Here is a 24,438-nt window from a genome sequence, read left to right as displayed (position 1 = left end):
GTTTGTCAGCCCGCCATGTTACTTAAGCGGCGGGCCTTTGACCAGTCGAGGAAGTCTGAAAGGCGGCGGCTTTACGTTAGCGGCTGGGTTGAGCCGCGAACGATCAATTCGCAGTCCAGTAAACGGGAGCCGCTGCTGACCGTCTGGCCGTTGAGTTGATCCAATAACAGCAGCATCGCTTCCCGGCCAATCTCATAGCGAGGCTGCGCCACGGTTGTGAGCGGCGGATCGCAAAACTCAGACAGGGAAATGTTATCGAAGCCAATGATGGAGAGGTCTTTCGGCACATTCAGACCGTGCCGCTTCGCATACGAGAGTGCGCCGAGCGCCATCACGTCACTGTGACAGAACACCGCGGTCGGCGGCTGTGGCAGCGACAGCAGTTTTTCCAGCGCCAGCCCGCCTGCGGCATAGGTAAAGTCGCCCCGGGCAATATAGTGTGGATCCACCGTCGCCCCGGTGCGGCGCAGCGCCTGAACGTAGCCCTGCAGGCGATAATGACACAGCGGCATCTCTTCCGGCCCGGCGATGCAGCCGATGCGTTTATGGCCCAGCTCCTGCAGATAGTTCACGGCGTTGAACGCAGCGGTGAGGTTATCAATGTGAACAGTAGGCAGTTCCAGCTCGGGGGCGAACTCGTTGGCCATCACCATCGGCGGCAGGTTGCGCTGCTCTTCAATGCTGGCATCGAAGGGCAGGCGTGAACCGAGCAGCAGCATGCCGTCGATCTGCTTGGTAATGATCAGGTCGATGAAGGTTTTTTCCTGCTGGTTCTGGTGGGCGCAGTCGCCAATCAGCACCAGGTAACCCTGGGCCGCGGCGGTCACTTCAATGCCGCGGATGATTTCGCTGAAAAAGGGATCGCAGATGTCGGGCACAATGACCAGGATGGTGCGGGATTCGTTACGTTTGACGTTACGTCCCATCGCCTGGGGCAGATAACCCACCTCCAGCGCAGCCTGCTCAACACGATTGCGTGTGGTCTGAGAGACTTTATCGGGATTCATTAAGGCTCGGGATACCGTTGCCGTTGAGACTTTTGCTTTCAGGGCAACATCTTTCATGGTCGCTGAGGCGACCTCTTTCCTGGACTTCAACCTCTTCTCCTCGCCGGCGTATCACCGCTCTTCTGACTGAATCAGTTTTATCAGATTGCGAATGGAAGCGGTTACAGAATTTTCATAAAAAGTGTGAGGCATGTTGAATTTTTCGATCCGCCTCCCACCATTTTTTAGCTTTCGATGGGATCGACGTCCAGCACCCACTTCACTTTGCGCGCTTCCGGCAGCGTGTTAATTAACGCCAGGGTACCGCTGACGATATGTTGCAGGCGGATCCGCGACGGGTGTTGCAGCAGGATTTGCCAGCGGTAGCGCCCGCCGCGTTTCGGTGCCAGTGCCGGAACCGGGCCTAAAATCCACAGCTGATTATCCACCAGCGGGCTGGCCTGCAGCAGATTGCGCAGCTGCTGGAGGAACAGCGGTGCCTGCTGGTTGTTGTGATCCTCGGCGCGGATAATCACATGGCTGGTCCAGGGCGGTAATTGCAGGGTCTGGCGCTCGGCCAGCGCCTGCTCGGCAAAGGCGTCATAGCCTTTATGCAACAGGGTTTGCAGCAGCGGATGCTCGGGATGGTGAGTTTGCAGCACGACTTCGCCCTGCTTGCCGGCACGCCCGGCGCGGCCTGCCACCTGGGTATAGAGCTGGGCAAAGCGCTCTGCGGAGCGGAAATCCGCCGAGAACAGCGCGCCGTCAACGTCCAGCAGCGCCACCAGCGTCACGTCCGGGAAGTGGTGCCCTTTCGCCAGCATCTGGGTGCCAATCAGGATCCGCGCTCCGCCGCGATGCACTTCCGCCAGCTGCTGCTCAAGCGCCCCCTTGCGGCTGGTGGTGTCGCGGTCGATACGCGAGATCGCCACGCCGGGGAAGAAGGGGGTTAACGCCTGTTCCAGCTGCTCGGTGCCCAGCCCGACCGGCACCATATGCGTCGAGCCGCAGGACGGACACTGACGCGGGATCGGCCGCTGGCTGTCGCAGTGGTGACAGCGCAGGTGGTGCTGGGCCTGATGCAGAGTGTAGTAATGATCGCAGCGCGGGCATTCGGCTATCCAGCCGCAGTCATGACACAGCAGCGCCGGGGCAAAACCGCGCCGGTTGAGAAACAGGATCACCTGGTTGTTGGCCTGCAGATGCTGGCGCATGCGGGCGATCAGCGCCGGGGCTAGTCCCGCCTGCACCTGCTGGCCTTTCAGATCGAGAACATGTTGTACGGCAGGGCGCGCATTCCCCGCCCGGCGCGTCAGGCGCAGCATGTGGTATTTGCGCTGGCGCACGTTGTGCAGCGTCTCCAGCGCAGGGGTGGCCGAGCCGAGGATAATCGGGATCTGCTCGCTATGAGCGCGGTATACGGCCAGATCGCGGGCGTGATAGCGCCAGCCTTCCTGCTGTTTATAGGAGCTGTCGTGCTCTTCGTCGATGACGATCACACCCAGGTTTTTGAACGGTGTGAACAGCGACGAGCGGGTGCCAATCACGATCGCCGCTTCGCCATTTCGGGCTTTCAGCCAGGCGCTGAGGCGTTCGCTGTCGTTTAAACCGGAGTGCAGCACCTCGACCGGGGCGTTAAACCGCTCGCGGAAACGGGCGATGGTCTGCGGGGTCAGGCCGATTTCCGGCACCATCACCAGGGCCTGCTTGCCCTGTGCCAGCACGTTTTCCAGCACGCTCAGATAGACTTCAGTCTTACCGGAGCCGGTGACGCCCGCCAGCAGCCAGGCCGAGAAGCGATCCGAGGCGCTGTGGATCGCCCCGACGGCGGTGGCCTGTTCGGTATTAAGACGCAGGCGATCACCCGCCACGCTAAAGCCGTCGCGCCAGTCGACCAGCGCAGGGGCTTCGCAGGCCAGCTCGCTCAGCCCCTTTTTGCGTAAGCTCTGCAGCGCCGCGTCGTTAAAATCGAGGCTTTCGACCTGATGACGCCAGATCCTGCCCTGGCGTAACGCCGCCAGCGCCTGCTGCTGTTTTGGGGAGCGTTTCAGGCTGTTGATATCCACCGCTTGCCCCTGCTCGGTGGCAAACCAGTACCACATCGGCGCGTGGCTGGCGCTTTTACCCTGCCGCAGCAGAATGGGCAGGGCGTGGAACAGCACGTCGCCAATGGGATGGTGGTAGTAGTCGGCGGCCCACAGCAGCAGGCGCCAGACGCTATCCGAGAACACCGGCTCATCGTCCAGCACCTCCACCACGCTTTTCAGCTCATTGAGGGGCAGCTCGCTTTTCTCGCTCACGGAGACCACAATGCCCACCCGCTGCTGTTTGCCAAAGGGCACCGTCACGCGACAGCCCGCTTTGGCCTGCATGCTGTCCGGGAGCAGGTAATCAAAGGTACGGGGAAGCGGAACGGGCAGGGCAACGTGAGCAACGGGCATCGAATCTTCCTGACTTGAAAAGTGGCGCGTTAGTATACACATTAGTGAAAGACGGCGTGCGGATCAGTTTGCATACCCTGGTTAAATTCTGTATGATTCGCCGCCTTTGGTGCACTTTGCATCAAAGAACTTACATTCAACATCGCGTGGTGTCTGGCGTTAGGGCTGGAAGAGCGACGCGGCCTTAACTGAGGTTCTCCCCATGAAAAAAGATATCCATCCTAAATACGAAATGATTACTGCAAACTGCTCTTGCGGTAACTCTATCCAGATCCGCTCTACCGTGGGCCACGATCTGAACCTGGACGTGTGCGGCCAGTGCCACCCGTTCTACACTGGTAAGCAGCGTGACGTTGCAACCGGTGGCCGTGTTGACCGCTTCAACAAGCGTTTCAGCATCCCGGGCTCTTCCAAGTAAGATGCATCCCGAAAAAAAAGCGCCGCAAGGCGCTTTTTTTATATCTGTAAATCAGTATTCCCACGTATCCGGGTCGATACCCAGCTCACGCATGATCACCTTCGCCTCTTCCGGAATTTCGTCACTACGCTCTTTGCGCAGGTCTTCATCGTTCGGCAACGGTTGACCGGTAAACGCGTGCAGGAACGCTTCGCACAGCAGTTCGCTGTTGGTAGCGTGACGCAGGTTATTCACCTGACGACGCGTGCGTTCATCGGTGAGGATCTTTAACACCTTCAGAGGAATGGAAACCGTAATTTTTTTTACTTGTTCACTCTTCTTACCGTGCTCAGCGTATGGGCTGATATATTCGCCGCTCCATTCAGCCATGAGATACCTTTAATCCTCTCTGTCATTAATATGAGGCCGATACCGCAGCGGTTCGCAGGGTTTCGCGCCATAATCTTGCGTAGTTTACCGTAGAGACGCCACCGTGACACGGATATTGCCTCTGCGTTATGCGCTAAAGCATGTAATTTTAACGGCTATTTGCGTATTGCTCAATCTATACGCAAAGAAGTTTAGATGTCCAGATGTATTGACGTCCATATAATCAATGTTTACTCTGGTGCCTGACTTTTCATCCATTAAGCCAGGAAGCCTTCACCATGACGCGTAAACAGGCCACCATCGCAGTGCGTAGCGGATTGAATGATGACGAACAGTACGGCTGCGTTGTCCCGCCGATTCATCTCTCCAGTACCTATAACTTCACCGGATTTAATGAACCACGCGCCCATGACTACTCGCGCCGTGGCAACCCGACGCGTGATGTCACCCAGCGTGCGCTGGCGGAACTGGAAGGCGGCGCAGGCGCGGTGATGACCAATACCGGCATGTCGGCTATCCACCTGGTGACCACCGTGTTCCTGAAGCCTGGCGATCTGCTGGTGGCCCCGCACGACTGCTACGGCGGCAGCTACCGTCTGTTCGACAGCCTGGCGAAGCGCGGTTGCTATCGCGTGCTGTTTGTCGATCAGGGTGATGAGCAGGCGCTGAAACAGGCGCTGGCAGAAAAACCGAAGCTGGTTTTAATCGAGAGTCCAAGCAACCCGCTGCTGCGCGTGGTGGATATTGCGAAAATTTGTCAGCTTACGAGGGATGCGGGAGCGATAAGTGTAGTGGATAATACCTTCCTCAGTCCGGCCTTGCAGAACCCGCTGGCGCTGGGAGCAGATCTGGTATTGCATTCATGCACCAAATACCTGAACGGCCACTCTGACGTCGTGGCCGGGGTCGTGATTGCTAAAGATCCGGAGCTTGTCACCGAACTGGCATGGTGGGCGAATAATATCGGCGTCACCGGCAGTGCGTTTGACAGCTACCTGCTGCTGCGCGGGCTGCGTACCCTGTCGCCGCGTATGGAGGTGGCGCAGCGTAATGCCCAGGCGATTGTCGATTTCCTGAAGACCCAGCCGCTGGTGAAGAAGCTTTATCACCCGTCGCTGCCGGAGAATCAGGGGCACGAGATTGCTGCGCGTCAACAAAAGGGTTTTGGCGCGATGTTAAGTTTCGAACTGGATGGCGATGAGCAGACGCTGCGTCGCTTCCTGAGCGGGTTGTCACTGTTTACGCTGGCGGAATCATTAGGGGGAGTCGAAAGCTTAATCTCCCACGCCGCAACAATGACGCACGCAGGCATGGCACCAGAAGCGCGTGCCGCCGCCGGGATCTCTGAGACGCTGCTGCGTATCTCAACCGGTATTGAAGATTGTGAAGATTTAATTGCCGATCTGGAAAATGGCTTCCGGGTCGCAGCCAAGGGGTAATCATGAGTGTGATAGCGCAGGCAGGGGCGAAGGGTCGCCAGCTGCACAAGTTTGGTGGTAGTAGTCTTGCTGATGTGAAATGTTACCTGCGGGTCGCGGGGATCATGGCAGAATATTCGATGCCGGGGGACATGATGGTTGTCTCTGCGGCAGGCAGCACCACCAATCAGTTGATTAGCTGGCTGAAGTTAAGCCAGACCGATCGTCTCTCTGCGCATCAGGTTCAACAAGCGTTACGCCGTTACCAGAGTGAACTGATCGCCGGTTTATTGCCTGCCGACGTTGCCGATGGCCTGATTAGCACCTTTATCCAGGATCTGGAGCGGCTGGCCGGTTTACTCGACAGCGGCGTCACCGACGCCGTCTATGCCGAAGTGGTGGGCCACGGTGAAGTGTGGTCTGCCCGTCTGATGGCAGCCGTTCTGCAACAGCAGGGCCTGGAAGCGGCCTGGCTGGACGCACGTGATTTCCTGCGTGCCGAGCGCGGCGCCCAGCCGCAGGTTGATGAAGGCCTCTCTTATCCTCTGCTCCAGCAGCTGCTGGTGCAGCACCCGAATAAACGTATTGTCGTGACCGGCTTTATCAGCCGCAGCAATGCGGGTGAAACCGTATTGCTGGGACGTAACGGCTCCGACTACTCCGCAACGCAGATCGGTGCTCTGGCGGGCGTATCCCGCGTCACCATCTGGAGCGACGTAGCCGGTGTCTACAGCGCTGACCCGCGTAAGGTTAAAGATGCCTGCCTGCTGCCGCTATTGCGTCTCGACGAAGCCAGCGAGCTGGCCCGTCTGGCGGCCCCGGTGCTTCACGCCCGTACCCTGCAGCCGGTTTCCGGCAGCGATATCGACCTGCAGCTGCGTTGTAGCTATACGCCGGATCAGGGCTCAACCCGTATTGAGCGAGTGCTGGCCTCCGGCACGGGGGCGCGTATCGTCACCAGCCATGACGATATCTGCCTGATCGAATTCCTCGTCCCTGCCGGACATGATTTCAAACAGACGCATAAAGAGATCGACCTGATCCTGAAGCGGGCCCACATCCGCCCGCTGGCGGTGGGGGTGCACACTGACCGTCACCTGCTGCAGTTCTGCTACACCGCAGAAGTGGCCGACAGCGCGCTGAAAATCCTCGATGAAGCGGGCCTGCCGGGCGAGCTTCGTCTGCGTCAGGGGCTGGCGCTGATTGCGATGGTAGGCGCGGGCGTTACCCGTAATCCGCTGCACTGCCACCGCTTCTGGCAGCAGCTGAAAGGTCAACCGGTAGAGTTTACCTGGCAGTCGGAAGAGGGGATCAGTCTGGTGGCGGTGATGCGTACCGGGCCAACCGAGAGCCTGATCCAGGGCCTGCACCAGTCCCTATTCCGCGCTGAAAAACGTATCGGCCTGGTGCTGTTTGGTAAAGGCAACATCGGCTCCCGCTGGCTGGAGCTGTTTGCCCGCGAACAGACCACGCTCTCGGCGCGTACCGGCTTTGAATTTGTGCTGGCGGGCGTAGTGGATAGCCGCCGCAGCCTGCTCAGCTACGAAGGGCTGGATGCCAGCCGTGCGCTGGCCTTCTTTAACGACGAAGCCATTGAGCAGGATGAAGAGTCGCTGTTCCTGTGGATGCGCGCTCATCCGTACGATGACCTGGTGGTGCTGGATGTGACCGCCAGCGAGCAGCTGGCCGATCAGTATCTCGATTTTGCCAGCCACGGTTTCCACGTCATCAGCGCCAACAAACTGGCGGGCGCCAGCAACACCCGCAACTATCGCCAGATCCACGACGCCTTTGAAAAAACGGGTCGTCACTGGCTGTACAACGCTACCGTGGGTGCCGGTTTACCGGTGAACCATACCGTGCGCGATCTGATTGAAAGCGGTGACAGCATTCTGGCGATCAGCGGTATTTTCTCTGGCACCCTGTCGTGGCTGTTCCTGCAGTTTGATGGCACCGTGCCCTTCACCGACCTGGTGGATCAGGCGTGGCAGCAGGGGCTGACCGAGCCCGACCCGCGCGTCGATCTCTCCGGTAAAGACGTGATGCGCAAGCTGGTGATTGTGGCGCGTGAAGCGGGCTACGACATCGAGCCGAATCAGGTGCGTGTGGAGTCGCTGGTGCCGGCGGGCTGCGAAGAGGGGTCTGTCGATCACTTCTTCGAGAACGGCGATGCCCTGAACGAGCAGATGTTACAGCGCCTGGAAGCGGCCCGCGAAATGGGTCTGGTTCTGCGCTACGTGGCGCGTTTCGATGCCAATGGTAAAGCGCGGGTCGGCGTTGAGGCCGTACGCCCGGAACATCCGCTGGCGGCGCTGCTGCCGTGCGATAACGTCTTCGCCATCGAAAGCCGCTGGTATCGCGATAACCCGCTGGTGATCCGCGGTCCGGGCGCGGGCCGCGACGTGACCGCCGGGGCGATCCAGTCAGATATCAATCGTCTGGCGCAGCTGTTGTAGTCCATATGCTGCTCCCTCTCCCCACAGGGGAGAGGGAGCAGTCACCCCCACCCTGAACTTTTTTCACCTTCCCTGAACATTCCTCACCGTCAATGATGATATTTTCAGTTGACGCCAGTCCGCTTTTCCGTCATTTTTACATCTGGACGTCTAAACGTATAGAAGTTCGAACACAACACATAACGACACGCGATTGATGAGGTAAGGTATGAGCTTTTTTCACGCCAACCAGCGGGAAGCCCTGAATCAGAGCCTGGCTGAAGTAAACGGCCAGATTAATGTCTCTTTTGAATTTTTCCCGCCGCGCACCAGTGAAATGGAGCAGACCCTGTGGGCCTCTATCGATCGCCTGAGCAGCCTGAAGCCGAAATTTGTCTCGGTGACCTACGGTGCGAACTCCGGCGAGCGCGACCGCACGCACAGCATCATCAAAGGCATTAAGGATCGTACCGGTCTGGAAGCCGCGCCGCATCTGACCTGTATCGACGCCACCCGCGACGAACTGCGCACCATCGCCCAGGATTACTGGAACAACGGCATCCGTCACATCGTGGCCCTGCGCGGCGACCTGCCGCCGGGCAGCGGTAAGCCGGACATGTACGCGACCGATCTGGTGGCGCTGCTGAAAGAGGTGGGCGACTTCGACATCTCCGTGGCGGCTTACCCGGAAGTGCACCCGGAAGCGAAAAGCGCCCAGGCAGATCTGCTCAACCTGAAACGCAAAGTGGATGCCGGCGCCAACCGCGCCATCACCCAGTTCTTCTTTGATGTCGAAAGCTATCTGCGCTTCCGCGACCGTTGCGTCTCTGCCGGTATCGACGTTGAAATTATTCCGGGCATTCTGCCGGTCTCTAACTTCAAGCAGGCGAAGAAATTTGCCGACATGACCAACGTGCGTATCCCGCTGTGGATGGCGAAGATGTACGAAGGCCTGGACGATGACGCCGAAACCCGCAAGCTGGTGGGGGCCAATATTGCCATGGACATGGTGAAGATTTTAAGCCGCGAAGGGGTGAAAGATTTCCATTTTTATACCCTCAACCGCGCCGAAATGAGCTACGCGATCTGCCATACGCTGGGGGTTCGCCCGGGTCTGTAACGGCAAAGCCCTCAATAATATGAGGGCTTCTATATTTCAGGCAGATATCAACGGTATTAACTATCAAATCTGTGGATGGTTTCAATTATCTCTTGTTCCCGGTGGTGTATATCCTAACGATAAAACCATAGAGGGAGCAGAGCGATGAGTACGTCCGACGAGAACCAGAATTCAGGCAAGTGCCCTTTCCATCAGGGCAGTTATGACAAGAGCGCGGGTGCCGGCACCAACAGCCGGGACTGGTGGCCCAAACAGCTTCGTATCGACCTTCTTAATCAGCACTCCGAACGTTCCAACCCGCTAGGCAAAGACTTCAACTACCGCAAAGAATTCAGCAAATTAGACTACTCCGCCCTGAAAGGCGATCTGAAAGCCCTGCTCACCGATTCCCAGCCGTGGTGGCCTGCGGACTGGGGCAGCTACGCCGGTCTGTTCATCCGTATGGCGTGGCACGGCGCGGGGACCTACCGCTCCGTGGACGGACGCGGCGGCGCGGGCCGGGGTCAACAGCGTTTCTCTCCTCTCAACTCCTGGCCGGATAACGTCAGCCTCGATAAGGCGCGTCGTCTGCTGTGGCCGATCAAGCAAAAATATGGCCAGAAAATCTCCTGGGCTGACCTGTTTATTCTTGCCGGTAACGTGGCGCTGGAGAACTCCGGCTTCCGTACCTTTGGCTTTGGTGCCGGGCGTGAAGACGTCTGGGAGCCGGATCTGGACGTTAACTGGGGCGATGAGAAAGCCTGGCTCGAGCATCGTCATCCCGAAAGCCTGGCGAAAAGCGCCGTTGGCGCCACCGAGATGGGGCTGATCTACGTGAACCCGGAAGGGCCAAACGCCAGCGGTGAACCGCTGTCTGCGGCGGCGGCGATCCGCGCCACCTTCGGCAACATGGGGATGAACGATGAAGAGACCGTCGCGCTGATCGCCGGGGGTCATACGCTGGGTAAAACTCACGGTGCCGGGGAAGCGACCCACGTGGGTATCGATCCGGAGGGGGGCCCGCTTGAAGCGCAGGGCCTGGGCTGGGCCAGCACCCACGGCAGCGGTTTCGGTGCCGACACCATTACCTCCGGTCTGGAAGTGATCTGGTCCCAGACGCCGACCCAGTGGAGCAACTACTTCTTTGAGAACCTGTATAAATACGACTGGGTGCAAACCCGCAGTCCGGCAGGTGCTATCCAGTTCGAAGCGTCGAATGCGCCGGAAATCATGCCCGATCCCTTCGACCCGTCGAAAAAACGTAAACCGACCATGCTGGTTACCGATCTGACGCTGCGTTTCGATCCTGAATTCGACAAGATTTCCCGTCGTTTCCTTAACGATCCGCAGGCCTTTAACGAAGCCTTCGCCCGGGCGTGGTTTAAACTGACCCACCGAGATATGGGGCCGATTGCACGTTATATCGGGCCGGAAGTGCCGAAAGAAGAGCTGATTTGGCAGGATCCGCTGCCACAGCCGTTCTTCCATCCGACCGCGGAAGATATTCAAAGCCTGAAAGAGGATATTGCAGCTTCCGGGCTCTCGGTCAGCGAGCTGGTGTCGGTGGCATGGGCGTCGGCATCCACCTTCCGCGGTGGCGATAAGCGTGGCGGGGCCAACGGTGCCCGTCTGGCGCTGGCGCCGCAGCGCAGCTGGGATGTCAACGCCGTAGCCGCGCGCGTGCTGCCGGTGCTGGAAGGTATTTATAAATCGGCGCATAAGGCGTCGCTGGCTGACATCATCGTGCTGGCGGGTGTGGTGGGCGTTGAGCAGGCGGCCAAAGCCGCTGGCGTCAACATCACCGTACCCTTTACGCCGGGCCGGGTTGACGCGCGCCAGGATCAGACCGATATCGGCATGTTTACGCTACTGCAGCCGGTTGCCGATGGTTTCCGTAACTACCGGGCGGCGATCGACGTGTCGACCACCGAATCGCTGCTGATTGATAAAGCGCAGCAGCTGACGCTGACCGCGCCAGAGATGACGGTGCTGCTGGGCGGGCTGCGCGTGCTGGGCGCTAACTTCGATGGCGGTAAGAGCGGTGTCTTTACCGATCGCGTGGGCGTACTCAGCACGGACTTCTTCGTCAATCTGCTGGATATGGGCACCCAGTGGAAGGCCACCGACGAGTCCAGCGAGCTGTTTGAAGGCCGCGACCGCGTGAGCGGGGACGTGAAATACCTGGCGAGCCGTGCTGACCTGGTGTTTGGTTCCAACTCCGTGCTGCGCGCCCTGGCTGAGGTTTATGCCAGCAGCGATGCCCACGAGAAGTTCGTGAAGGACTTTGTGGCGGCATGGGTGAAAGTGATGAACCTCGACCGGTTTGATCTGCTGTAAACCAGAAAATCCCCGCTTCGGCGGGGATTTTTTTGCCCGGCGGCGCTGCGCTTGCACGGGCCTACGGGTTCTGTAGGCCGGGTAAGGCGAAGCCGCCACCCGGCAATAATGGCTACTCCCATTCCTGCAGGAAGCGCTGACCATACTGGTCGGCAACCAACAGCGCGGCATACACCTGGTCCGGCGTTGCACCGCCCGGCATGTTGTGGATAGTTTCATCTTTCGCACAGGACGCGACCGCCACCAGACGCATCTTGGTGGGGATATCCGTGGTGATATCCAGCTGCGCCAGGGTAATGGGCAGCCCCACGCTGTGACATAAGGCCGCGACGGTTTCGATCTCTTCCACCGGGGCGTTCTCCAGCACCAGCTGGGTCAGGGTGCCAAAGGCCACTTTCTCGCCGTGGTAGTAATGATGGGCATCCGGTATGGCGGTCAGACCGTTGTGGATCGCATGTGCCGCTGCCAGGCCGCCGCTTTCAAAACCGACGCCGCTGAGATAGGTATTGGCTTCAATCACCCGCTCAAGGGCCGGGGTCACCACATGCTGCTCCGCCGCCAGCATCGCTTTTTCGCCCTCTTCAACCAGCGTGTTGTAGCATAGCTCGGCCAGCGCCAGCGCGGCCTGGGTGCACTTGCCGCCCGCCATGGTGGTTGCGCCGCTGCGTGAGCAGGCCCGGGCTTCAAACCAGGTCGCCAGCGCGTCGCCAATCCCGGCAGCCAGCAGACGTGCAGGAGCCCCTGCCACCACTTTCGTATCCACAATCACCATGTTCGGGTTGTGCGGCAGCATCAGATAGCGGTCAAATTCGCCGCTGTCGGTGTAGATCACGGAAAGCGCGCTGCAGGGCGCATCGGTAGAGGCAATGGTCGGGGCGATGGCGACCGGGACATCCATAAAGTGCGCCAGCGCTTTTGCGGTATCCAGCGTCTTACCGCCACCGATGCCGATAATAGCCTGGCAATCGGCATTTTTCGCCAGCTCACGCAGCCGGTCGATCTCATTTTGCGAACATTCGCCGCCGAAGGGCGCAATTTCGACATACAGTTGCGCCTGGTCGAAGCTCTGACGCAGCGTCTCTTCAGCAAATCCCAGCACAAATTTATCGCCAACAACCAGCCAGCGTGCCGCCAGCGGCTTGAGATAATCGCCGAGGCGGGTCAGCACATCGGCACCCTGAATGTATTTTCCGGGTGATTGAATAATATGGTCCATACTGTGTCTCCCTTAGAGCATGAGGTTACCAAACGCGTTGTTCCAGTCCTGCTCAAACTTGTCGATGGCCGACTCTACGGCGGGGGTATTGAGCATTTGCTGCGCGACATCGGTGGGCAGGGTGATTGCTTCGCAGCCGGCGAGCAGACAGTCCAGCGCCTGACGCGGGGTTTTGAAGCTGGCGGCCAGCACCTTGCTCTCCGGCGCGTGCATTTCCAGCAGGCTTTGCAACTCCTGCACCGTGCGGATCCCGTCGCCGCCCTGGGCATCCACGCGATTGACGTACGGCGCGATATATTTCGCTCCGGCCAGCGCGGCCAGCAACCCTTGTGAAGCGCTGTAAACCGCGGTGCCGAGGATGGTAATTTTCTCTTTTTTAAGGGTTTTAATGGCGATAAGCCCCTGTGCAGTCACCGGGACTTTAACCACGAGACCGGGGATAGCCTTACTTAGCTGTCTGGCCTCGGCGATCATGCCCGGTGCATCGCGGCTCATGGTCTGGGCAAACAGAATGCCGTCCGGACCGATAGCGTTTTGCAGGCGCGGCAGCACGTCCCAGATGGATTCGCCGTTGGCGGCAATAATGCTCGGGTTGGTGGTTACGCCTGCAATCGGGAAGATTTGCGCCAGGCGTTCAACGTCCGCCACGTTGGCGGTATCCAGATACAGTTCCATTATTTTTCCTTAAGTCTCCAGGTCTGAATTAAGGATACGGCGGGCCGGACGGGGGGAACCAGAGGTCAATTTTGCTAAATACTGGACAAATGTAAGGTCCTTAGCGAAGTGAGAGAGGGATCACAATGCTAGTTTTTGGCGGTAAGATGGCTGTGATACTGGCGGCGATATTCCGAGGGCGAGCGCTCGGTGTGCTTGCGAAACAGGCGGCAGAAGTAGTTGCTGTCCGTAAAGCCGCAGTGTGTGGCGATCTCTTTAATTTTTAGGTCGTAGCCTTTGAGTAACTGCCGGGCATGTTCGAGACGGGTCTTTGTCAGATATTCATTGAACCCAACGCTGCCGGTCTTTTGAAAAAGATGCGAAAGGTAGTTCGGTGAAATGTAAAACGCCTGCGCTACCGACTCGCGGGTAAGGGCTGAGTCATGGTGTTCTTCGATATACATCCGAATGGCTTCAAACAGCGCCCGGCTGCGGGAAGCCGTGTGGATATCGCTGCCCAGCAGATCGCGACAGTGGCTGAGCAGACTTAAGACCACCAGCCTGGCGGTTTCCTGCTCATCCGGCTGCATCTGCAATTCGGCCAGCGTTTGCAGCAGAAAAGCACCCGTTCTCGGCCCGCGCCTGGCGACCTGCTGCTGGCATAAAACGGTGGCGTCACGCTGTAGCTGGATCGTCAGCTGTTGCTTACCGAAGCTGATGCTGAGACAGGTTGTGGGTTGCAGAGGAACATGCCCGGATGAAGAGAACACCGCGTCATGGGTCTGGCCCTCAGGCACAATCATCAGACGAGGAGAGGCGTGGGGGATCTGTTCGGCCGAAGAAGCAAAATGTACCTGACGCAAAGGCGACACGCCGTTGATCAGATCGGTGAGGATAGGATTTATATCGTGTTGCATAGTGAGACTACCGAAATGTGCCGGGTGGCGCTAACGCTTACCCGGCCTACTTATCGTAGGCCCGTGCAAGCGCAGCGCCGCCGGGCATAAAGCCTTAACCGGTGTTACGCATCCCCGCCGCAACGCCCGCGATGGTGACCATCAGCGCTTGTTCCACGCGTGGATCCGGCTCCAGACCCTCTTCTTCCGCTTTACGCGAGCGGTACAGCAGCTCTGCCTGCAGCACGTTCAGCGGGTCGGTATAGATGTTACGCAGCTGGATAGACTCGGCAATCCACGGCAGATCGGCCATCAGATGGGAGTCGTTGGCGATATCCAGCACCACTTTGATATCGTCTTCCAGCAGCTCGCGCAGCTCGCTACCCAGCGCCCACAGCTCCGGTTTCACCAGACGCTGATCGTAGTATTCCGCCAGCCACAGGTCAGCTTTGGAGAACACCATTTCCAGCATGCCGAGGCGCGTGGAGAAGAACGGCCAGTCGCGACACATCGTTTCCAGCTCGCTCTGTTTGCCATCTTCCACCACTTTTTGCAGCGCGGCACCGGCTCCCAGCCAGGCTGGCAGCATCAGGCGGTTCTGCGTCCAGGCGAAGATCCACGGGATAGCACGCAGGGACTCCACGCCGCCGGTCGGACGACGTTTTGCCGGACGTGAACCCAGCGGCAGTTTGCCCAGCTCCTGCTCCGGCGTTGCCGAGCGGAAATAAGGCACAAAGTCTTTGTTTTCGCGCACATAGCCGCGATACATATCGCAGGAGATATCCGACAGCTCGTCCATGATATGGCGCCAGGCGTCTTTAGGCTCCGGCGGCGGCAGCAGGTTCGCTTCGAGGATCGCGCTGGTGTAGAGCGACAGACTGCTGATGGTCACTTCCGGCAGACCGTACTTGAAGCGGATCATCTCGCCCTGTTCAGTCACACGCAGGCCGCCTTTCAGGCTGCCCGGCGGCTGGGAGAGCAGGGCCGCATGGGCTGGGGCACCGCCACGGCCAATCGAGCCGCCGCGACCGTGGAACAGGGTCAGTTCAATCCCGGCTTTTTCGCAGGTTTTGATCAGCGCATCCTGGGCCTGATACTGCGCCCACGAGGCGGCCATGACGCCCGCATCTTTTGCGGAGTCGGAATAGCCAATCATGACCATCTGCTTGCCCTGGATAAAGCCGCGATACCAGTCGATATTCAGCAGCTGGGTCATCACGTCGTTAGCGTTATTCAGGTCGTCGAGGGTTTCAAACAGCGGCGCAACCGGCAGGGCGAAGGTGATACCCGCCTCTTTCAGCAGCAGGTGAACCGCCAGCACGTCGGACGGGGTTTTCGCCATGGAGATCACATAGGCGGCCACCGATCCTTTCGGCGCATCGACGATCGCTTTGCAGGTGTCGAGCACTTCGCGGGTCTCTTCGCTGGGTGCCCAGCTCCGCGGCAGTAGCGGACGTTTGGAATTCAGTTCGCGGATCAGGAAAGCCTGTTTGTCAGCTTCTGACCAGCTTTCGTAGTCGCCAATGCCGAGGTAGCGGGTCAGTTCGCCCAGCGCCTCGGTGTGGCGGGTGCTCTCCTGACGCACATCGATACGCACCAGCGGCACGCCGAAACACTTCACGCGGCGCAGGGTATCGAGCAGCTCGCCGTTAGCGATGATGCCCATCCCGCAGGCCTGCAGCGACTGATAACAGGCGTACAGCGGCTCCCACAGCTGCTCGTTCTGGCTCAGCAGACCGGCAGGCTTCGGCAGGCGCTGGCCCTTAAGGCGCGCTTCCAGCCAGGCCTGAGTGGCCAGCAGCTGGCTGCGCAGGTTTTTGAGCAGGAAGCGGTAAGGTTCAGTTGCACCGGCTTCACCCACCAGCTCAAGCAGTTCCGGCGTGGCTTCAACCATCGACAGCTCTGAAATCAGCACCTGAATGTCTTTCAGGAACAGATCGGTGGCTTTCCAGCGGCTCAGCAGCAGGACGTGACGGGTGATCTCGGCGGTGACGTTCGGGTTGCCGTCGCGGTCGCCGCCCATCCAGGAGGTGAAACGCACCGGGACAAAATCCACCGGCAGGCGATAGCCGAGGTTCTCTTCCAGCTGTTCATTCAGCTCACGCAGGTAGTCAGGTACCCCTTTCCACAGGCTGTTTTCCACCACCGCAAAGCCCCACTTGGCTTCGTCAACCGGGCTTGGGCGGTGCTTACGAATTTCATCGGTATGCCAGGACTGAGCAATCAGCTGGCGCAGACGGCGCATCAGCTGGTTACGTTCGTAGTCGGCAATCTCTTTGTTATCCAGCTGCTTGAGGCAGCTGTTCACTTCACCCATTTTGTGGATCAGGGTGCGGCGGGTGATCTCGGTCGGGTGGGCGGTTAACACCAGCTCCAGTGACAGAGACTCGACGGCCTTCTTGATGGTCGCTTCGTTGAGGTCGGGCTGGTCCTTGAGTTTTCTGAGCGTGCGGGCAATCACTTCCGGGTTGCTGGCCCCTTCGCCATTCGGCGAAATGCTGTGGTACTGCTCGGCGGTATTCGCCAGGTTAAGGAACTGGCTGAAGGCACGGGCTACAGGCAGCAGCTCGTCGTTGGAAAGGTTCTGCAGCGTGGTGAGCAGCTCCTGACGATTGGCTTCGTTACCGGCACGGGAAGATTTAGACAGCTTACGGATTGTTTCAACGCGATCGAGAATGTTCTCGCCCAACGCATCCTTGATGGTATCTCCCAGCACCTTGCCGAGCATACTGACATTACTACGCAACGCGGAATATTGTTCGTTCATAAAAACCCAGTCACCCCATCATTTTTGTTTATGCCCGGCCAGACATCTAACGGACATTATTTTGTCATCTCCCTTTATAAAGCCACGTAAAACCCCCGTCGTCAATTGCTGCGAAAACGGTTCAGCAAACGAATAAATGCGGGCAATTTACGAAATTTAATTGGCTTTGCGTCAGATAAGAGATGCTTATGAGAGTGTGACGAAGATCATGAGATTTTTCCCCTCTCGTGAGAGAGGGGAGCAGTCATTAATGCCAGCAGAAGTGATGCACAACCTGAGTAATTAACTCACGGGTTGGTTTGATAAAGCGTGTTTCCAGGTACTCATCCGGCTGGTGGGCCTGATTGATGGAGCCCGGTCCGAGGACCAGCGTCGGACAGAGGGTCTGAATAAACGGCGCTTCGGTGCAGTAGTTCACCACGTCGGTTTTCTCGCCGAGCAGTTTTTCCACCACTTCGACCAGCTGATGGTCCGGCGGGCACTCATAGCCCGGGATCGGCGGATGCAGTTCAGAAACCGTCAGACGACCCGGCCAGCGCTCGCTCACCGGCGCCAGCGCTTCATTCAGCAAGCCGTCGAGGTCGCTAAGCGTCATGCCCGGCAGCGGACGGATGTCCATATGCAGTTCGCAGCAGGCGCAGATGCGGTTGGAGGCATCGCCGCCGTGCAGGCTGCCGAGATTCAGCGTCGGATAAGGCACGGTGAAGGCCTCGTAGTGATAACGCTCCTTCAGGTCGTCACGCAGCGTCATGATGCGGCCAATGGCGTCATGCATCAGCTCGATGGCGTTCACGCCGCGCGCCGGATCGCTGGAGTGGCCGGACTGGCCCAGCACGCGTACTGCCGTGGAGATATGGCCTTTGTGCGCGCGGATTGGCTGCAGGGAAGTCGGCTCGCCGATGATGGCGCAATCCGGGCGAATTGACGTGTTTTCAGAGAAGTAGCGTGCGCCCGCCATGCTGGTCTCTTCGTCAGCGGTCGCCAGAATGTAGAGCGGCTTTTTCAGTTTTGTCACGTCCACGTCACGCAGCGCGTCGAGGATAAAGGCGAAGAAGCCTTTCATGTCGGCAGTGCCCAGCCCGTAGAGCTTATTGTCGTGCTCGGTCAGGGTGAAGGGATCGCGCGTCCAGCGGCCATCGTCAAACGGCACGGTATCGGTATGTCCCGCCAGCAGCAGCCCGCCCGCACCCTGACCGGTACTGGCGAGCAGGTTAAATTTATTACGGGTTCCCGGGACCGGCTGAACCTCCACCTTAAACCCAAGATCGCTGAACCATCCCGCCAGCAGATTGATTAAAGTCTCATTACTCTGATCCAGCGCTTCTTCCGTTGCGCTGATGGACGGCGTGGCAATCAGGGCGCGGTAGATCTCGATAAATGGCGGTAAATTCATTTTCATTGTTGACACACCTTAGGTCGTGATAGTATCAATATTCATGCAATAAATGTGAATAAAAATACATTAACGTTGAGCATAAAGGAACCCGATGTTGAATACGCTGATTGTAGGCGCTAGCGGTTATGCGGGCGCAGAGCTTGTAAGCTACGTGAATCGCCATCCTCATATGACCATAACCGCTTTGACTGTCTCAGCGCAAAGCAATGATGCAGGAAAGTTAATTTCCGATTTACATCCGCAACTTAAAGGGATTGTCGATCTGCCGTTGCAGCCAATGTCGGATATCAGCGAGTTTACCGACGGCGTGGACGTGGTGTTTTTAGCCACCGCTCACGAAGTCAGCCACGACCTGGCGCCGCAGTTCCTGGCCGCCGGCTGCGTGGTATTCGACCTCTCCGGTGCGTTCCGTGTGAACGACGCCGCGTTCTATGAAAAATACTATGGCTTCACCCACCAGCACCCGGATCTGCTTGAAAAAGCGGTGTATGGTCTGGCGGAGTGGAGCGCAGATGCGCTGAAAGAAGCGAACCTGATTGCCGTACCGGGTTGCTACCCGACGGCGGCGCAGCTCTCCCTGAAGCCGCTGATCGACGCGGACCTGCTGGATCTGAACCAGTGGCCGGTGATCAACGCCACCAGCGGCGTCAGCGGAGCCGGGCGCAAGGCCGCTATCTCCAACAGCTTCTGCGAAGTGAGCCTGCAGCCGTATGGCGTGTTCAATCACCGTCATCACCCGGAAATCACTACCCATCTGGGGGCGGATGTCATCTTCACCCCGCATCTGGGCAGCTTCCCGCGCGGGATCCTCGAAACCATTACCTGCCGCCTGAAGCCGGGCGTGACTAAAGACCAGGTGAATGCGGTCTTCACGACGGCCTATGCGGATAAACCACTGGTGCGTCTGTATGACAAAGGCGTGCCGGCGCTGAAAAACGTGGTCGGCCTGCCGTTCTGCGATATCGGCTTCGCCGTGCAGGGCGAGCACCTGATTGTGGTGGCCGCAGAAGATAACTTACTCAAAGGCGCAGCCGCCCAGGCAATGCAGTGCGCAAATATTCGTTTTGGCTATGCTGAAACGCAGTCTCTTATTTAAGGTGTGATGATGAACCCATTAATTATCAAGCTTGGTGGTGTACTGCTGGACAGCGAAGAGGCGCTGGAGCGTCTGTTTACCGCGCTGGTCAACTATCGCGAATCCCATCAACGCCCGCTGGTGATTGTTCACGGCGGCGGCTGTGTGGTCGATGAGTTAATGAAAGGCCTTAACCTGCCGGTGAAAAAGAAGAACGGCCTGCGCGTCACGCCTGCTGACCAGATCGATATTATTACCGGCGCGCTGGCGGGCACCGCCAACAAAACCCTGCTGTCCTGGGCGAAGAAACACCATATCGCTTCCGTTGGCCTTTATCTGGGCGATGGCGACAGCGTGAAAGTGACCCAGCTTGATGAAGAGCTTGGCCATGTAGGGCTTGCCCAGCCGGGTTCGCCAAAACTGATTAATACGCTGCTGGAAGGTGGTTTTCTGCCGGTGGTGAGCTCTATCGGTGTGACCGAAGAGGGCGATCTAATGAACGTCAACGCGGACCAGGCGGCAACCGCCCTGGCGGCGACGCTGGGTGCTGACCTGATCCTGCTCTCTGACGTGAGCGGTATTCTGGACGGCAAAGGCCAGCGCATTGCGGAAATGACGGCTGAGAAAGCCGAACAGCTGATCGCTCAGGGCATTATTACCGACGGCATGATTGTGAAAGTGAATGCGGCGCTGGATGCCGCCCGCACGCTGGGTCGGCCGGTGGATATCGCCTCCTGGCGCAACGCGGAGCAACTGCCGGCGCTGTTTAACGGCACGCCGATCGGCACGCGTATTCTGGCTTAAGATTTTATTGAATGACCGTAGGCCGGGTAAGCGTAGCGCCACCCGGCAGAACTAACGAATAAAGGAAGCATGTTATGGCACTTTGGGGTGGGCGTTTTACACAGGCAGCGGATCAGCGGTTCAAACAGTTCAACGACTCTTTGCGCTTCGACTACCGCCTGGCCGAACAGGATATCGTCGGCTCTGTGGCCTGGTCCAAAGCGCTGGTCACCGTGGGCGTGCTGTCCACTGACGAACAGCTGCAGCTGGAAGAGGCGCTAAACAACCTGCTGGAAGAGGTGCGTCTGGATCCGCAGCAAATTCTTGCGAGTGACGCCGAAGATATTCACAGCTGGGTGGAAGGCAAACTGATCGACAAAGTTGGCCAGCTGGGTAAAAAGCTGCACACCGGCCGGAGCCGTAACGATCAGGTCGCAACCGACCTGAAGCTGTGGTGTAAAGATACCGTGGTGGAGCTGCTGGCGGCGAACCGTCAGCTGCAGAACGCGCTGGTGGAAACCGCGCAGAACAATCAGGATGCGGTGATGCCGGGTTATACCCACCTGCAGCGCGCGCAGCCTGTCACTTTTGCGCACTGGTCGCTGGCCTACGTTGAAATGCTGGCGCGCGACGAGAGCCGTCTGCAGGATACCCTGAAGCGTCTGGACGTGAGCCCGCTGGGCAGCGGCGCGCTGGCCGGTACCGCCTATGAAATCGACCGTGAACAGCTGGCCGGCTGGCTGGGTTTTGCCTCTGCGACCCGCAACAGCCTGGACAGCGTGTCCGACCGCGATCACGTGCTGGAGCTGCTTTCCAATGCCTCTATCGGTATGGTGCACCTGTCGCGCTTTGCCGAAGACCTGATCTTCTTCAACTCTGGTGAAGCCGGTTTTGTTGAGCTGTCGGATCGTGTGACCTCCGGCTCTTCCCTGATGCCGCAGAAGAAAAACCCGGATGCGCTGGAGCTGATCCGCGGCAAGTGTGGCCGTGTGCAGGGCGCGCTGACCGGCATGATGATGACCCTGAAAGGGCTCCCGCTGGCCTACAACAAAGATATGCAGGAAGACAAAGAAGGGCTGTTCGACGCGCTCGACACCTGGCTGGACTGTCTGCATATGGCGGCGCTGGTGCTGGACGGCATTCAGGTGAAACGCCCGCGTTGCCAGGAAGCGGCCCAGCAGGGCTATGCGAACTCCACCGAGCTGGCGGATTACCTGGTCGCCAAAGGCGTACCCTTCCGTGAGGCGCACCATATTGTCGGTGAAGCGGTTGTTGAGGCCATTCGTCAGGGCAAACCGCTGGAAGATCTGCCGCTGGCCGACCTGCAGAAATTCAGCAGCGTGATTGGCGATGATGTTTATCCAATCCTGGCGCTGCAATCCTGTCTGGATAAGCGTGCGGCGAAAGGCGGCGTGTCGCCGAAGCAGGTGGCGCAGGCGATTGCGGATGCGAAAAACCGCCTGGTATGACGGTTTAAACGCCGGGTGGCGCTTCGCTTACCCGGCCTACGTACTGAAGCCCAACCTCGAGTTGGGCTTTTTTACGCAAAAAAAAGCGGACCACGGGGTCCGCAAAAGTTCACGTTGGCTTTAGTTGTTCGAGCTTTGAGAGAAACTCGTAAGACGGGGCGGGACTTCAAGGGTAATCGGTGCCGCCTCGTCTCTGTGATGCATTATTCAACAGAACGCTTGATAGGGATAATCGTTCGTTGCTATGCTATCTATCGCCATGAACTATCGTGGCGACGGAGGATGAATAATGAATATTCGTGATCTTGAATACCTGGTCGCATTAGCTGAACACCGCCATTTTCGCCGCGCGGCAGATTCCTGCCACGTCAGTCAGCCTACGCTTAGCGGTCAAATCCGTAAGCTGGAAGACGAACTGGGCGTGATGCTGCTGGAGCGCACCAGTCGTAAAGTGCTGTTCACCCAGGCAGGTCTTCTGCTGGTGGATCAGGCGCGCACCGTACTGCGCGAGGTCAAAGTGCTCAAGGAAATGGCAAGCCAGCAGGGGGAGACCATGTCCGGCCCGCTGCATATTGGCCTGATCCCAACCGTTGGCCCGTACCTGTTGCCGCAAATTATTCCGATGCTGCATCAGACCTTCCCGAAACTCGAAATGTACCTGCACGAAGCGCAAACCCATCAGCTGCTGGCGCAGTTAGATAGCGGTAAGCTCGACTGTGCCATTCTGGCGCTGGTCAAAGAGAGTGAAGCCTTTATCGAAGTGCCGCTGTTTGACGAGCCGATGATGCTGGCGATCTACGAGGATCACCCGTGGGCAAACCGCGATCGTGTGCCGATGGCCGATCTGGCCGGTGAAAAACTGCTGATGCTGGAAGATGGCCACTGCCTGCGCGATCAGGCGATGGGCTTCTGTTTTGAAGCGGGTGCCGATGAAGATACCCACTTCCGTGCAACCAGCCTGGAAACGCTGCGCAACATGGTGGCGGCAGGAAGCGGTATTACGCTGCTGCCCGCGCTATCGGTCCCGCCGGAGCGTCGTCGCGATGGAGTGGTTTATCTGCCGTGCATTAAGCCTGAGCCACGTCGTACTATTGGTCTGGTCTATCGTCCGGGGTCGCCGCTGCGCAGCCGCTATGAGCAGCTGGCAGAGGCCATCCGCAGTTCGATGGATGGCCGTTTCGACAGTGCGTTAAAACAGGCGGTTTAAGCCGTTCAGCGCCGCTACCCGATAGGCTTCCGCCATGGTCGGGTAGTTAAAGGTGGTATTAACAAAGTATTCGATGGTGTTACCGCCACCTTTTTGCTCCATGATCGCCTGGCCGATGTGAATGATTTCCGCCGCACGCTCACCGAAGCAGTGAATGCCGAGGATCTCTTTCGTCTCGCGATGGAACAGGATCTTCAGCGTACCCACGCTCATCCCGACGATTTGCGCCCGCGCCAGATGTTTAAACTGGGCACGACCCACCTCGTAAGGCACCTTCATGGCCGTCAGCTGCTGTTCGGTTTTACCGACTGAGCTGATCTCCGGAATGGTGTAAATGCCGGTCGGGATATCTTCAATCAGATGGGCCGTCGCTTCACCTTTCACCAGCGCCTGAGCGGCAATGCGCCCCTGGTCATACGCCGCTGACGCCAGGCTTGGGTAACCAATCACGTCACCCACGGCATAGATATGCGGCAGGGCGGTCTGATACATGCTGTTGACCTTGAGCTGTCCACGACTGTCGGTGGTCAGGCCGATGTTTTCCAGCGCCAGCGAATCGGTATTACCTGTACGGCCGTTGGCATACAGCAGGCAGTCGGCTTTCAGCTTTTTGCCGGACTTCAGGTGCATGATCACGCCATCATCGCAGGGTTCGATCTTCTCGTACTCTTCGTTGTGACGAATGACGACGCCGCTGTTCCAGAAGTGATACGAGAGCGAGTCGGACATCTCCTGATCGAGGAACGCCAGCAGACGGTCGCGGGTGTTGATCAGGTCAACTTTGACGTTCATGCCGCGGAAGATGGAGGCATATTCACAGCCGATCACCCCGGCGCCGTAGATCAGCACGTGGCGCGGCTCGTGGTGCAGGCTCAGAATGGAGTCGCTGTCGTAAACGCGCGGGTGGGAAAAATCCACATCGGCCGGACGGTACGGGCGCGAGCCGCAGGCGATCACAAATTTCTCGGCGGTGATGGTCTCGACGGAACCGTCATGACACTCCAGCGCCAGCGTATGCTCATCAACGAAATGTGCGCTGCCCTGCAGAATTTCACAGTGGTTACGCTCATAAAAACCCTGGCGCATACGCGTTTGCTGATTAATCACGGTATCCGCATGATTCAGGATATCGGCAAAAGAGGAGCGGAGAAGACGGGAGTGATCGCTGTAAAGAGGGTTCTGATTGAATTCAATAATGCGGCTGACGGCGTGGCGGAGAGCTTTGGAAGGGATGGTGCCCCAGTGGGTACAGCCGCCGCCAACGTTATGGTAGCGCTCAATGACCGCTACTCTGGCTCCCTGTTTTACCAGTCCCATAGCAGCGCCTTCGCCGCCGGGGCCGGAACCAATAACTATTGCGTCGTAATCGTAGGAATGTGACATGGTAAGGCTTACCTGTTCTTATACATAAAAGCAACAGAATAGTAACATCATTGGCAGGATAACCCAATTATCGTTGTGCTCTTTTCGCG

18 protein-coding genes are annotated in these 24,438 nt (G+C 58.3%); 9 read left to right on the top strand and 9 right to left on the bottom strand.

Annotation, left to right across the window (positions count from 1 at the left end; all coding sequences use genetic code 11):
- Positions 1 to 71: 71 nt before the first annotated feature.
- Both cytR and priA read right to left on the bottom strand, forming a co-directional pair.
- Positions 72 to 1,097 (bottom strand): DNA-binding transcriptional regulator CytR, encoded by a 1,026-nt coding sequence (cytR, locus tag ES815_RS09330; protein ID WP_142487562.1) that lies wholly within the window; start codon positions 1,095 to 1,097, stop codon positions 72 to 74.
- Positions 1,098 to 1,231: 134 nt separating this feature from the next.
- Entirely contained in the window at positions 1,232 to 3,427 is a 2,196-nt protein-coding gene (gene priA, locus ES815_RS09325) for a primosomal protein N' (RefSeq protein ID WP_142487561.1), read from the bottom strand.
- A 202-nt stretch (positions 3,428 to 3,629) separates the two neighbouring features.
- On the opposite strand from priA, the gene rpmE reads away from it, so the two are divergent.
- Positions 3,630 to 3,845: a 50S ribosomal protein L31 gene (gene rpmE / locus ES815_RS09320; RefSeq protein WP_039032122.1), complete on the top strand. Its 216-nt coding sequence runs from the start codon at positions 3,630 to 3,632 to the stop codon at positions 3,843 to 3,845.
- 51 nt (positions 3,846 to 3,896) lie between these two features.
- Here the strand turns inward: rpmE and metJ are convergent, their stop codons facing one another.
- Positions 3,897 to 4,214 carry a met regulon transcriptional regulator MetJ gene (gene metJ / locus ES815_RS09315; RefSeq protein WP_007369220.1) on the bottom strand — a complete coding sequence of 106 codons (318 nt, stop codon included), beginning with the start codon at positions 4,212 to 4,214 and terminating at the stop codon, positions 3,897 to 3,899.
- 278 nt (positions 4,215 to 4,492) lie between these two features.
- Between metJ and metB the strand changes: the two genes are divergently transcribed.
- The 4 genes from metB to katG all read left to right on the top strand — a co-directional run bounded on the left by metB (position 4,493) and on the right by katG (position 11,503).
- Positions 4,493 to 5,653: a cystathionine gamma-synthase gene (metB, locus tag ES815_RS09310; RefSeq protein ID WP_142487560.1), complete on the top strand. Its 1,161-nt coding sequence runs from the start codon at positions 4,493 to 4,495 to the stop codon at positions 5,651 to 5,653.
- 2 nt (positions 5,654 to 5,655) lie between these two features.
- Positions 5,656 to 8,088, top strand: a complete 2,433-nt coding sequence (locus ES815_RS09305) for a bifunctional aspartate kinase/homoserine dehydrogenase II (RefSeq protein WP_142487559.1) — start codon at positions 5,656 to 5,658, stop codon at positions 8,086 to 8,088.
- A gap of 208 nt (positions 8,089 to 8,296) precedes the next feature.
- Positions 8,297 to 9,187, top strand: coding sequence for a methylenetetrahydrofolate reductase (gene metF, locus ES815_RS09300; RefSeq protein ID WP_106995794.1), 891 nt, complete (start codon positions 8,297 to 8,299; stop codon positions 9,185 to 9,187).
- 144 nt (positions 9,188 to 9,331) lie between these two features.
- Positions 9,332 to 11,503, top strand: coding sequence for a catalase/peroxidase HPI (katG, locus tag ES815_RS09295; protein ID WP_142487558.1), 2,172 nt, complete (start codon positions 9,332 to 9,334; stop codon positions 11,501 to 11,503).
- Positions 11,504 to 11,615: 112 nt separating this feature from the next.
- On the opposite strand, the gene ES815_RS09290 is transcribed toward katG, so the two are convergent.
- From ES815_RS09290 to argE, 5 genes are all read right to left on the bottom strand, one after another.
- Positions 11,616 to 12,719: a glycerol dehydrogenase gene (locus ES815_RS09290; protein ID WP_142487557.1), complete on the bottom strand. Its 1,104-nt coding sequence runs from the start codon at positions 12,717 to 12,719 to the stop codon at positions 11,616 to 11,618.
- A 12-nt stretch (positions 12,720 to 12,731) separates the two neighbouring features.
- Positions 12,732 to 13,394, bottom strand: coding sequence for a fructose-6-phosphate aldolase (fsa, locus tag ES815_RS09285; protein ID WP_142487556.1), 663 nt, complete (start codon positions 13,392 to 13,394; stop codon positions 12,732 to 12,734).
- Positions 13,395 to 13,522: 128 nt separating this feature from the next.
- Complete coding sequence (locus ES815_RS09280) at positions 13,523 to 14,290, bottom strand: AraC family transcriptional regulator (RefSeq protein ID WP_142487555.1); 768 nt, start codon at positions 14,288 to 14,290, stop codon at positions 13,523 to 13,525.
- Positions 14,291 to 14,384: 94 nt separating this feature from the next.
- Positions 14,385 to 17,036, bottom strand: a complete 2,652-nt coding sequence (gene ppc, locus ES815_RS09275; RefSeq protein ID WP_142487554.1) for a phosphoenolpyruvate carboxylase — start codon at positions 17,034 to 17,036, stop codon at positions 14,385 to 14,387.
- A 247-nt stretch (positions 17,037 to 17,283) separates the two neighbouring features.
- The gene (gene argE / locus ES815_RS09270; protein ID WP_142487553.1) at positions 17,284 to 18,435 is read right to left on the bottom strand and encodes an acetylornithine deacetylase; all 1,152 of its coding nucleotides are present in this window, start codon (positions 18,433 to 18,435) and stop codon (positions 17,284 to 17,286) included.
- Between the two features lie 88 nt (positions 18,436 to 18,523).
- Here argE and argC point away from each other — a divergent pair, with 88 nt between their 5' ends.
- The 4 genes from argC to oxyR all read left to right on the top strand — a co-directional run bounded on the left by argC (position 18,524) and on the right by oxyR (position 22,966).
- The gene (gene argC, locus ES815_RS09265; protein WP_142487552.1) at positions 18,524 to 19,528 is read left to right on the top strand and encodes an N-acetyl-gamma-glutamyl-phosphate reductase; all 1,005 of its coding nucleotides are present in this window, start codon (positions 18,524 to 18,526) and stop codon (positions 19,526 to 19,528) included.
- 6 nt (positions 19,529 to 19,534) lie between these two features.
- On the top strand, positions 19,535 to 20,311 hold the full coding sequence (gene argB / locus ES815_RS09260; RefSeq protein WP_142487551.1) for an acetylglutamate kinase: 777 nt from the start codon (positions 19,535 to 19,537) through the stop codon (positions 20,309 to 20,311).
- Between the two features lie 74 nt (positions 20,312 to 20,385).
- Positions 20,386 to 21,759, top strand: coding sequence for an argininosuccinate lyase (gene argH, locus ES815_RS09255; protein ID WP_142487550.1), 1,374 nt, complete (start codon positions 20,386 to 20,388; stop codon positions 21,757 to 21,759).
- A gap of 289 nt (positions 21,760 to 22,048) precedes the next feature.
- Positions 22,049 to 22,966, top strand: coding sequence for a DNA-binding transcriptional regulator OxyR (oxyR, locus tag ES815_RS09250; RefSeq protein WP_142487549.1), 918 nt, complete (start codon positions 22,049 to 22,051; stop codon positions 22,964 to 22,966).
- Here the strand turns inward: oxyR and sthA are convergent.
- Positions 22,949 to 24,349, bottom strand: a complete 1,401-nt coding sequence (sthA, locus tag ES815_RS09245) for a Si-specific NAD(P)(+) transhydrogenase (RefSeq protein ID WP_142487548.1) — start codon at positions 24,347 to 24,349, stop codon at positions 22,949 to 22,951. The two genes, oxyR and sthA, sit on opposite strands and share 18 nt — an antisense overlap.
- Positions 24,350 to 24,438 lie beyond the last annotated feature (89 nt).

The sequence above is a fragment of the Leclercia adecarboxylata genome (assembly GCF_006874705.1).
GTDB lineage: Bacteria > Pseudomonadota > Gammaproteobacteria > Enterobacterales > Enterobacteriaceae > Enterobacter > Enterobacter adecarboxylatus_C.
Note: the sequence above shows the minus strand (reverse complement) of the source record. Positions and strands in the feature narration are given on the sequence as shown.